The organism is Sphingobacterium sp. 2149, assembly GCF_031455655.1.
In the GTDB taxonomy this organism is placed as follows: Bacteria; Bacteroidota; Bacteroidia; order Sphingobacteriales; family Sphingobacteriaceae; genus Sphingobacterium.
In genome coordinates, this window is sequence record NZ_JAVDTD010000004.1 from 414,445 (window position 1) to 425,067 (window position 10,623).

Below are 10,623 nucleotides of genomic sequence, written 5' to 3' on the forward strand. Positions count from 1 at the left end.
AATGGGGGGCGTGTCCTAGATCAGTTCTTAACTATATATGCTGGTTTTTTCCCCTAATTTAAACCGGCTTTGGGCATTCATCTATTGTAATGATCGTAAGATTAATTGAGATAATTTTGCTCATTTTTTTTATTCCTCATAGCCTAACTCATCAAGGATAATAGCAAGTTCATCAGTTGTCAACCAGCTCGTATTGTTACATAGCATTACCCAATTGCCATTGCGAAAATCTACATCCATTATAAAAAACCGATCAATCATAATTTGCAAGGTCCCACCGCCATGCAAAACAGAAACCTCCACCACTTGCTTTTGACCACACACGTCACATTTGAACTTTATATTCTTTTTCATCGAATATCGTCCTTTATCCACTTTAATTCCCCGCGTTGGATCATGGCAATATACTTTTGCACTTGATCATCGGTCAATAAGCAATTGTCGTCAAGGTGGTAATTGAACTGCTTAGTGAAGCTATAATATTGAATACTTCCTACATAAGCATTATTGAGATAAATATGCCAAAGGCTGTATTCCTTGGCCCTAACTTCCACTACCTGGCGTTTTCCATGATGATAAAACAACTCAGGCACATCCGTATCAAAGCGAAGTATAAGCGCGTCAATGCACGCTTCCTTGATGTCATCGGCAAGTACACCGTATGCCAATTGCCACACGCCCTGAAATTTCCTGAAAACATAAAAAGCAAGACCATTTTTGTTGTAAAGATGATAATCTTTCATGCCCATGCTTTTATCATGCACGGTAATTTGAGCGTGCATTACCCGATTTCGGCAAAAGATTTCTAACGGTTTCATTCTACAATATTAAACAGAAAGGCCTCCTTTGGGGGTTAACGAGGTAGGCCATATTGGCTAGATGTACGCTTGGGCTCTAAAATTTATGTGCATAGATTTTAAAATATCTTTAGAAGATAGCGCCAAATAGGATGCTTAAGAATAGGTTTGGTATACAGTGCAACATTAACCAACTTACTGCGTCTAATAAAAAACGACTAAAATGAAAAATTTTGTACGCATCGCTAGTTTATTGATCCTGGGCTTGATTATCAGTGGATATTCAAAGGCTCAAATGCAGAATATTGTCATGCAAATCGACACTTTTTTAGATAATCTCGATGCCGATCATAACATCAATGGCAATGTCCTGATCGCCGGGGATGGAAAGATACTATATGAAAAAGCTTATGGCATTTCCGATGCTGCAGCTGGTAAAACCAATGAGCTAAATACTCGTTTTGTTCTGGCCTCTGTTTCAAAACCGGTAACAGCGGTCGGAGTCTTCCAACTTATAGAAAAAGGCAAACTATCGCTCGACGGGAAAGTTGCCCAATATCTCAAGGCTTTTCCTTATCCCGAAATTACAGTACGCCATCTATTACCGCATACCTCAGGCCTACCTAATACCGATGAACTATTTGGTCCACTACTCCAAAAAGATTCACTACGTCGGTACACAAATAAGGATATCATTCCAGCCTTGAAGTCTTTTGGCAAATCCCTACATTTTAAAGCGGGCGACAAATTTGAATACAGTAACACCAATTATAGTATTTTAGCATTACTTATAGAACGCAAAAGCGGTTTTTCCTTTCGAGATTATATGGAGCAATTCATATTCAGACCAGCGAAAATGTTAAATTCTGAGATCCTGAACGCAGACTTCGATTACGACCCACGTTATGCCCGCAAATATGATAGACCCATACACTATGTAGATACCCTCCGTCCCATCGAATTGGTAAAGCAGTTGAAAAGGTTCACCTTTAATTGGGTAGGTTTTCAGGGCCCTGGCAATATGGCCAGTACGGTACATGATATGCTGGCATTTGACCAAGCACTTTATAAAGGGAAATTGATTGGCGAACGAAGTATGGAGCAAATGTTCACCCCAAACCGGTTGAACGATGGCAGCATCCCTTATCGCCGATCAGGCATAGACCAGGCCGCTTATGGCCTCGGGTGGTTTATTTTCAAAGATACCAGTGGAGGAAAAGTGGTTTGGCACAGTGGCGGTATACCAGGAATGAATACTTTTATGCTCAGAAACTTAGATAAAAAACAGTTTATCTTTGTAACGGACAATGCCCAAAACCCTCCTATCGCACCCGAACTCTATATCATACTCAGCGGAAAAAAATTTACCAGACCACGTTCGCTTGCAAGGCTGTATGTCCGCGCTTTGGTATCACGGGGAGCTGACTATGCAGCAGCTATGTTAGGCCAGCACCAAACAGATTCACGTTTCTCCTTGAATGAAGGGGAATTGAATTTTCTGGGAATTGAGCTCATGCGTAACGGACAATTGCTGCTAGCTCTTGATGTTTTGAGGGCAAATACCATGCTTTTTCCCCGCAGTTTCAATGTTTTTGACAGCTATGCTGAAGCGCTGATGAAAACAGGCAAAAAAGAAGAAGCGATTATGATGTATCGCCGATCATTGGAAATTAATCCTGCCAGTGAAAGTGGCAAAAAAGCATTGCAAATATTATTAGGGCAGTAACTGACTGATGACCTGTCGGATGATATGTTATATACTTTCCACTATTTCCTTAAGTGGACCATCGGTTGCAAGCGACATTTACTCCAGTTGATTTATTTCTAGACTCATTTTGGTGAAATCTAATAGAATACAAAATTATAAATTACGGTGTTAAAGTTTGAATCTGAAAATCCTTCACTATTTTATCATGCGCTATTCTTCCATTTGGATTTTTTTTATAAGTTTACTTCACGGAATAAAATAGGCTGATTTTGATCGAAAGAAAACTAAAGTTTACTTTTATCCTATACTCCGCCAAAAATTTCCCTGTGACCTGCTATTGTAAACCGCCGAAACTTCTATAAAGATGCCATTCAAAATATTAAGTAGACTATTAATTATTTTTTTTGCGTGTTTTGTCTTTGTAAAGAGCGAAGCACAGACAGATAGTAGTTTAAGTATGACGCGGAGACTCATACGCTCAGCTGAGGAATTCTTTAATAAGAATTTACAGCAAAACAAAAACATAGTTGGTTTAAGTGCTGCAATAATCGTAAATGATTCAGTGATTTGGTCAAATGGGTTTGGATACGCAGATAAATTTAACAAAGTGCCAATGACAACAAATACGGTTGTCAATATGGGCTCGATAACCAAAACATTTACTTCGTTAAGCGTGATGCAGCTTCAGCAAAAAGGCTTACTAAACATAAGCGATCCATTAAACAGCTATCTGCCGGCATTTAGACCTAAAACAAAATGTATTGACTTAAAAAATATTACCATAAAATCTGTTCTTACTCATACATCGGGTATTCAGCCCGATATATGGAGGAATTCAGATTTGGGATCTGGAATTTACACCGACGTATTGGATGAAATCAATGCAACTTATATCACCTATCCGCCTGGTATGGTAGGCCTGTATTCAAATGCCGGCTATAATATTCTTGGAACCTTGGTGAAAGCCTTGAGCAAACAAGATTATGCAGCCTACATACATCAAAATATTTTAGTTCCGCTAGGTATGAACCAAACCGGATTTGCAATCGATAATTTGAAATATCGTTCGAAAATCTATCTGGAAGGAAATGAAATAAAAGAGTATGAATTGCGGGATATTGCTTCGGGCGGAATTTACACCAATATAAATGATTTTTCGAAATATGCTATTGGTCTTATGAAAGCATATAACGGAGAAAATTCTTCAATAGTCGATTCCTCAACTATCCATGAAATGTTTTCGCTGCAGAACCAAAATGTGCCTATTGAAAGTAATAAAAAAGGCTTAGGCTGGTTTATGTTTAAAAATGATTCCAATTTTGCTGTCTATCACGCTGGAAGTGCAGGATTTGCACAGGCAAAACTGCTATTAATTCCCAAAAGGAAATTTGCGGTAATTGTCATGACAAACTCAGCAGAGGGTGGTGCAATTGCAGAAGAATTTTGTTTCAGTTTCTTGAACAAGTACCAACTGAAGATTAGCGACCTATTTCCTGCTCCTATAACAGGAAAAATTCACAGTTCATCAGCCCCAATCAAATTATCTAAGCATAGCCTGAAAAGACATGTAGGTAATTATGCGCAGGCCGAAGGGTATATCAAAGTCATTTTAGAAAAAGATCATCTCAAACTTATTGATGGGGAAAGACAATATTTTCTTACTCCTTTATCAAAGGATGAATTTCTGCCTATCGAAATATTTCCAAATGATAGCTTAGTGGAAAGAAATAACAAAAGATTTATTTTTAAGAAAGTTAATACCGAAACTTTTTTATTTCAAAGAATTGAAGATCGTGAACGCGAGTATGGACTAAAGCTCAAAAACCTTGATCGTTCTTCATGGGAGAATGCATTAGGAAAATACAAGCATTTCGGTTATCAGATGCTAATTGGAGATACAAAATTTAGAGAAGTTGAAATTTATATATCAAAAGACAAAGTTTTAATGATGAAGCTTACCACATTTGGCAGTGTCAGGTCTATACCTTTACGTGTAATATCACCTAAATACGCTGTTACATGTGGAATAAATGCAGGGTTTGGAGGATTTAACATCAGCTTCTCTGAAAAAGATAATCAACAAGTAGTTGAATTTGCCGGTCTGACATTTAGAAAGGACCAATGAAACATCCAACAGAAACTTGAAGCAATTAATACAGTCCATACGATTATTTAGGTCTTTTTTTAATGCGGTTGTTGAATATATGCTATATGCCGTACTAAACAATAGTATCGGCACATTGCTTTGGATTTGCATTACGCTTGTCTGTGTAGAAGGACTGGTTCTTCTTGCTTTCAGATGGACTTGTCCTCTGACAATACTGGCCCGAGGATCAATAACCTTCTATCTTAAAAGTTCAAGGTTCAACAAGTCAAAACTTGAACTTCTAATTATTTTCTTCTCCTTCTTGGTGATTTATCATCCGATTGATCAGAAAAATGATTTTCTTTCTCCTTTGAGGCACGTAATCCGCCAAACTGCCAGCTGAACGTCAATGTAGCGGCCCTATTATAAAATCTGTTGATCTGCGTACTTTGGAAAGTTGGAGCAAAAGCATACATAGTCTCCTTAAAATTGTTCTGAAATGGATTCGTGACCGCCAGGGTAAGACTTGCCTTATTATTCATAAAATCCTTCTTCATTGCAAAACGGTAAGAGTAATTTGCTGTAGTTTTACCCTGCAATGTGATAAAGCCATTGCCATAATCTCCTGAAGCACTAAACTGAAGCCCTTTCATCAGATTAATGGTATTGCTGATGCTTGAATTAAAAAATGTCCCATCATTTTTCAGTTCTAATGAATTACTTTTGAATTTTAAATGGAAGAGCTCAACACCTGCGTTGACCGTCCAGATTTTAACAGGATTAAACACCGCATTAACATTCACGCCCATTCGCGTGCTTTCACCAATATTATCCGGCATGGTATAGGAGATTCCCTTTTCATCAACCCTAGCGATCTGTTCAACCGCATTCTTATTTGAGCTATAATAAATGCTGCTTGTCAATAGTGTATTTTTGCTTCCGGTATAGGTATGGGAGAGTTCCAGCTTTTTGGTAATCTCAGGATTCAGATACGGATTACCCTGCGTAATATTCAGTGGATCTGCTGCATTGGCATACGGATTCAGGTCCATGATCCATGGACGTCGGATTCTTTCGTTATAATCTAATTTCGCTTCATGGCGCTCGCTTAATTTCTTTACAACCAACAAATTTGGTACCCAGTTAGAAAACTTTCTTTTGTAAGGGGCATTATTCTGAAAGGTCGCATTGATGTCAGTATTTTCAAAGCGGATCCCGGGACGTAATATCCAGTCGTTTCCGAGATCAAAATTTAGGGTAGCGTACGCAGAGAAAATCTGCTGTCTGTACTGCATACTTCCCGAACGGCTAGGATCTACCGGCAGTGCACTGTTAAGAACTTCATACACGCTTTTGGAATTATTTCCCAGAAATTTTACCCCTGTTTCCAGTGAGGTTTTTCCCTCCTGTCCAAAAGGATGTGAATAATCGGCCTGAAGACTCCACTCCTTTTCCTTGCCCTTATTGGGCCCCCGCTCTGTAAAAGCAAGCGCCCCATCCGTTTTGTACTGCTCAGTCAAGTAATTGGACACATCAGATGCCGTAGAAGCCAGCCCTATTAGCTGCAACTCCTGTCCTTCACGATGAAATTTTTGCTGATAATTCAATACCCATTCAGAGAAATTGAATTTACCACTTTGCTCAGTTTTTTGTCTGTATACCTGGTACTGATCGGCATTGGTATATCGGTTAAACAATCCGCCCTTTTGCGGCCACGAACCGTTCCAATATGAATAATTTGCCTCAAGGGTCTGCAAGGAATCTATTTTATATTGTGCTGAAAGACTTGCAGAACCACCTTTTGTGGTTTGTAGCATATCAGATTCCTGAAACAGCGATCCGATCTGTTTTCCATTATTCAGATTGGTTCTGTTAAGAGAAGATGTCATTTTTTCTCTTTCCCGGCTATAATTACCCATAGCTGAAAAATTAAATTTTCCGGTGCTCATATTTAGGGAAAGGTTTCCAGTTTGCTCCAAATTTCCACCGGTAATATCCAATGTACCACTAGTGCCTTTTAATTTCTTTTTTGTAATGATATTGACGACTCCTGCAGCACCTTCCGCCTCATATTTGGAGGAGGGATTGGTAATCACCTCCACGGAAACAATAGAACTTGCGGGAATCATCTTTAAGGCTTCCTTCAGGTTCTTTGCCATGATACGGGAAGGTATGCCATTGATAAGGATCTTAATATTGGAATTTCCCCGCAATTTAAGGTCACCGTTGGCACCAACAGTCAGCATGGGCGCTTTGCGCAATACATCTGCTGCGTTTCCTGATTTGTTACTGATATCTGATGCTGCATTGTAGATGAGCTTGTCTTTGGTACTTTGGACCAACGGCTTTTTGCGGCTTGCCACTACGGTAACTCCGTCAAGCATCGTGCTTTTGGTATCCAGGTATATTCGTCCTAAATCAAGATCTTCTTGGTTAAGGGTTATAACACCTGAATTATACGCATTAAAACCGATATGATTGATGACCACCCTGATAGTCGTCGAGGACTTCACTTTTAAGCTAAATGTTCCATCCTTGCGCGTGTTGGTCGAATCAAATGTTCGACCACTAGCATCATTGACTACAATTGTGCTTCCGGCCAAAAGTGCATTTTCGGACGCACTGACAACGGTTCCTTTAACCTCAATTTCATTTCCTGTCGTCTGGGCCATGCCCCATGTTGTACTTAACATTAGGGTAAAAACCAGTATTTGTCTGCATAAGTTTTTTAATAATTCTTTCATTTGCAAAAATTTAGTATTGCAAAACAAGATGATCTATAGCGGTATTAAAAATAAAACGGACGAACAGACCTTATTAAAGGTCAAAAAACGTTGGTCATTTTAATTTTCCGAATTACCTTTATTTTTAGAATTTTGAAAGATGAAAATAGTGCAATGAATTTTTGAATTAATCAAGAATGTGCTAAGATTTGAAAAGACTGTATTTATATGAATAATACATTAACCAACATGCGTAAAAGATGGATCCAGGAGACTATTATCTTCTGCGCCATGTTTGTTTTGACGATGCTTCACGAATGGATGTTTATCAACTCGCCAGAAAACTTTTTGAAAGGATTTGTCTTTTTTGTGATCCTCTACATCCAGGCGCAGATTCATCGTTTTTTTATCTTTAGGTATTATTTAGAAAAAAAATATATGATCTATGTCGCCTATTCATTATTTGTGATCTTCCTAGGAGCGACGATCCTTTATATCGCCGATATCAATTGGATACAACCTGATTTTTTCGAGCCGGATGAACTGGTAATTAGTTTTTTATATCATTTCGTAATCTGTATCATCAGTACAGCGACTATTATGGCCCTGTCATTAATGCAGAGTTACGCTTTGGAGGTGCAGCGCCGGAGCATGGACAAGATCCTGCTCAATGAAATGAATTTAAAATTCCTCCATGCACAGCTAAATCCACACTTTTTCTTCAACATGCTCAACAATCTTTATGGGGTGAGCCTAACCGAACCGGGCCGTACTCCGGGACTTATTGTCAAACTATCCGAACTCATGCGCTATCAGATAGAAAATGGCAACGTGCCGAAAGTTCCCTTGGCTGATGAAGTCAATTTTATACGGAATTATATTGATCTAGAAAGGGAAAGGGTCGGTAAAAGATGTGATATACGATTTATATGCAATCACTCACCGGAGGAATTGAATGTATGGCAAATATCGCCCCTGCTTCTTATTATTTTGGTTGAAAATAGCTTTAAACATAGTCAAAACCTATCCGAGTGGTTTGTACATATTCACATCGAGTTAAAACAGGATGAATTACTGATGACTATTGAGAATTCGCTTGCAGATGATAAATTTAAAAAAACCTCTACTCAGGTGGGTCTCAACAATCTTAAACAACGATTATCTTTTATTTATAATGGCAAGTTCAACCTTGATGAAAAGCAGTCTGAAACCAGCTATGGAACAACCCTTTTAATTCCCCTTCAAAAACAGCTTATATGAACCCACTAAATTGTATTATTATTGACGATGAAGAAGGTGCCCACCGCGTATTGGAACATTTTATCAGCCAACTGAAGCAACTTCAGCTAAATGGATCTTTTTACACCGCTGTAGAGGCAATGGAATATGTGTATAACAATCAGGTGGATGTGATGTTCCTCGATATCAATATGCCCGGTTTAACCGGAATGGAAATGCTGGAAGCAATGTCTAATAAACCTTTTGTAATCCTCACCACTGCCTACAAAGAGTATGCGTTGGAATCCTATAAATATGATGTGGTGGACTACCTAGTCAAGCCATTTGATTTTAAAACATTTCTTTCGGCAATCGATAAAGTAATTAACCGCCTGGGAACTTCTAAAAAAATTTTAAAGCAGAATAATCCCGATGCCCAACAACCTCTAACAAAAGCGGACCACCTTGTTTTAAAAGTCGATAATGAAATCGTTAAACTGGATTTTAATACGATATATTATACACAGAGTTATGGCAATTATGTCAAATTTTTCACACCGGAGAAAATGTATATGAGCCAGATCACGACACAGGAAGTTGAAAATAAACTGGACCCTGAACTTTTTGTCAGGATCCATAAATCTTATCTTGTTGCATTGAAGGAGATTTCCAAAATTGCCGGTGGTGAACTCTCTTTAAAAAACGGAACGATTCTTCCGATTGGAAAGTTCTACAAAAAGAATGTGATCGAGCGGATGAAAACCTAGAGCCATTCTTTTTTTAATAGTGCAAACTGCAGGGTATTCTCATATAGTGGTGATCTGTCATCACTTTTTGTAAAAGATATATATTCAAGAAATAATCCTTCTTGGCGCATACCTAAGCGCTTACACAATTGCTGTGAGCGTATGTTATAGTCCTCAACATAGCAATATATTCTTCTTGCGTTCTTTCTACGAAAGAGATAACTGCTTATTACCTGCCGTTTCTTATCTTCGCAACGTTTTTGTTCATCTTGTGCCTAACGATATTTTTGAAAATAAATCTTTCAAAAGCATTTAATTTTTGTTGATGTTGTTCGTAAAATTCGTCAGGTGTATCGAATAAACCAAAATCCTGATTGATCCCTTTGTCTTGAATAAACGTATTGTTTAAATTCCAATCAATTGGTGGATTTTTAAAATTATCTGTGTAAGCTCCATAACCACAAAAAGTAGTTTTACAATCGCTATTTTTCTCTTGTAGCTTGGCTAAATATATTTTATCCAAAATTACACCTTCTAAAAAATACCATTGTTCATCGACCAATATTTCAACCCAACTATGCAGAATGTTTTTAGGCGAAAGTTTATACCAAATTCCCGTAATCGCTCCTTTTTGTAATGCTTTATCAATTGTAAATCCGTGAATACGATTCGGTATTTCGGTAGCTCTCAATAAAGCCATTAACAAGGTGGCTTTCGTGTTGCATTGCCCATATCCGTCTTTTAAAATAGCTGATGCTGGAATGTTATCCGAAAGATTATAACCGAATTTTATTTCATCTCTTACAAAATTATAAATGGCTTTTATCCTTGAAATCATATCAAGTTGATTCCATTCTCTCTCTCGGACTAATTTCTGAATCGAATCGTTAGAATAGTCAAGAATTTTAGTTTCTTTAAGGTAATTGTTCATATCGCTTTTTTACACTACAAAGATGAACAGCAACAATAAAACAAACTTGTATAAAGTGGCTATTTTAATGATGACAAAAATTTGGGTGTAAGTCCAAATGTTTCTTTGAATGTTCTGCTGTAATGGGAACTATCTGTAAATCCAAACTGATATGCAGTGTCGGTAATCGAATGTTCTTTTAAGTAAGGTAATGACTTTATGAGTTTATTCCAAAGTTGGTATCTTCTGAAATTAAGATTAGTTTTCTCTTTGAAAAGATGTAAAAAACGTGTTTCGGAAAGAAAACAAATATTCGCAATTTCTTTAAGGGATACAATTCGTGGATATTACGGTTTGATTTGTGCCAGTCATTTCGGTCGGATGGTGCCAGCTATTACGGTTCAAATGATGCCACTTTAGTGGTATAGTTTTAGT

General features: G+C 37.8%; 9 protein-coding genes. 4 read left to right on the forward strand and 5 right to left on the reverse strand.

Annotated features, from left to right (window positions below; all coding sequences use genetic code 11):
- Positions 1-129 precede the first annotated feature (129 nt).
- On the reverse strand, positions 130-354 hold the full coding sequence (locus J2X77_RS08375) for a hypothetical protein (RefSeq protein ID WP_209581859.1): 225 nt from the start codon (positions 352-354) through the stop codon (positions 130-132).
- Positions 351-818, reverse strand: coding sequence for a hypothetical protein (locus J2X77_RS08380; protein WP_310080195.1), 468 nt, complete (start codon positions 816-818; stop codon positions 351-353). The genes J2X77_RS08375 and J2X77_RS08380 overlap by 4 nt, the downstream gene beginning before the upstream one ends.
- A 202-nt stretch (positions 819-1,020) precedes the next feature.
- Between J2X77_RS08380 and J2X77_RS08385 the strand changes: the two genes are divergently transcribed.
- Complete coding sequence (locus J2X77_RS08385) at positions 1,021-2,523, forward strand: serine hydrolase domain-containing protein (protein WP_310080196.1); 1,503 nt, start codon at positions 1,021-1,023, stop codon at positions 2,521-2,523.
- A gap of 439 nt (positions 2,524-2,962) precedes the next feature.
- Positions 2,963-4,630: a serine hydrolase domain-containing protein gene (locus tag J2X77_RS08390; protein WP_310080197.1), complete on the forward strand. Its 1,668-nt coding sequence runs from the start codon at positions 2,963-2,965 to the stop codon at positions 4,628-4,630.
- A 266-nt stretch (positions 4,631-4,896) separates the two neighbouring features.
- Here the strand turns inward: J2X77_RS08390 and J2X77_RS08395 are convergent, their stop codons facing one another.
- The gene (locus J2X77_RS08395) at positions 4,897-7,335 is read right to left on the reverse strand and encodes a TonB-dependent receptor domain-containing protein (RefSeq protein ID WP_310080198.1); all 2,439 of its coding nucleotides are present in this window, start codon (positions 7,333-7,335) and stop codon (positions 4,897-4,899) included.
- Between the two features lie 207 nt (positions 7,336-7,542).
- Between J2X77_RS08395 and J2X77_RS08400 the strand changes: the two genes are divergently transcribed.
- Together J2X77_RS08400 and J2X77_RS08405 are read left to right on the forward strand one after the other, a co-directional pair.
- A complete protein-coding gene (locus J2X77_RS08400) occupies positions 7,543-8,574 on the forward strand; it encodes a histidine kinase (RefSeq protein ID WP_310080199.1) in 1,032 nt (343 codons plus the stop codon).
- Entirely contained in the window at positions 8,571-9,299 is a 729-nt protein-coding gene (locus J2X77_RS08405) for a LytTR family DNA-binding domain-containing protein (protein ID WP_310080200.1), read from the forward strand. The genes J2X77_RS08400 and J2X77_RS08405 overlap by 4 nt, the downstream gene beginning before the upstream one ends.
- A gap of 208 nt (positions 9,300-9,507) precedes the next feature.
- Here J2X77_RS08405 and J2X77_RS08410 read toward each other — a convergent pair whose 3' ends face one another.
- Complete coding sequence (locus J2X77_RS08410; RefSeq protein WP_310080201.1) at positions 9,508-10,209, reverse strand: transglutaminase family protein; 702 nt, start codon at positions 10,207-10,209, stop codon at positions 9,508-9,510.
- A gap of 59 nt (positions 10,210-10,268) precedes the next feature.
- Positions 10,269-10,526, reverse strand: a complete 258-nt coding sequence (locus tag J2X77_RS23720) for a helix-turn-helix domain-containing protein (RefSeq protein WP_409050310.1) — start codon at positions 10,524-10,526, stop codon at positions 10,269-10,271.
- Positions 10,527-10,623 lie beyond the last annotated feature (97 nt).

What these genes read in the sequence shown, in the direction of transcription:
- J2X77_RS08400 (WP_310080199.1), top strand. Translation starts at nt 7,543, where the DNA reads ATGAATAATACATTAACCAACATGCGTAAAAGATGGATCCAGGAGACT.
- J2X77_RS08410 (WP_310080201.1), bottom strand. Translation starts at nt 10,209, where the DNA reads ATGAACAATTACCTTAAAGAAACTAAAATTCTTGACTATTCTAACGAT.
- J2X77_RS08375 (WP_209581859.1), bottom strand. Translation starts at nt 354, where the DNA reads ATGAAAAAGAATATAAAGTTCAAATGTGACGTGTGTGGTCAAAAGCAA.
- J2X77_RS08395 (WP_310080198.1), bottom strand. Translation starts at nt 7,335, where the DNA reads ATGAAAGAATTATTAAAAAACTTATGCAGACAAATACTGGTTTTTACC.
- J2X77_RS08405 (WP_310080200.1), top strand. Translation starts at nt 8,571, where the DNA reads ATGAACCCACTAAATTGTATTATTATTGACGATGAAGAAGGTGCCCAC.
- J2X77_RS08380 (WP_310080195.1), bottom strand. Translation starts at nt 818, where the DNA reads ATGAAACCGTTAGAAATCTTTTGCCGAAATCGGGTAATGCACGCTCAA.
- J2X77_RS08385 (WP_310080196.1), top strand. Translation starts at nt 1,021, where the DNA reads ATGAAAAATTTTGTACGCATCGCTAGTTTATTGATCCTGGGCTTGATT.
- J2X77_RS08390 (WP_310080197.1), top strand. Translation starts at nt 2,963, where the DNA reads ATGACGCGGAGACTCATACGCTCAGCTGAGGAATTCTTTAATAAGAAT.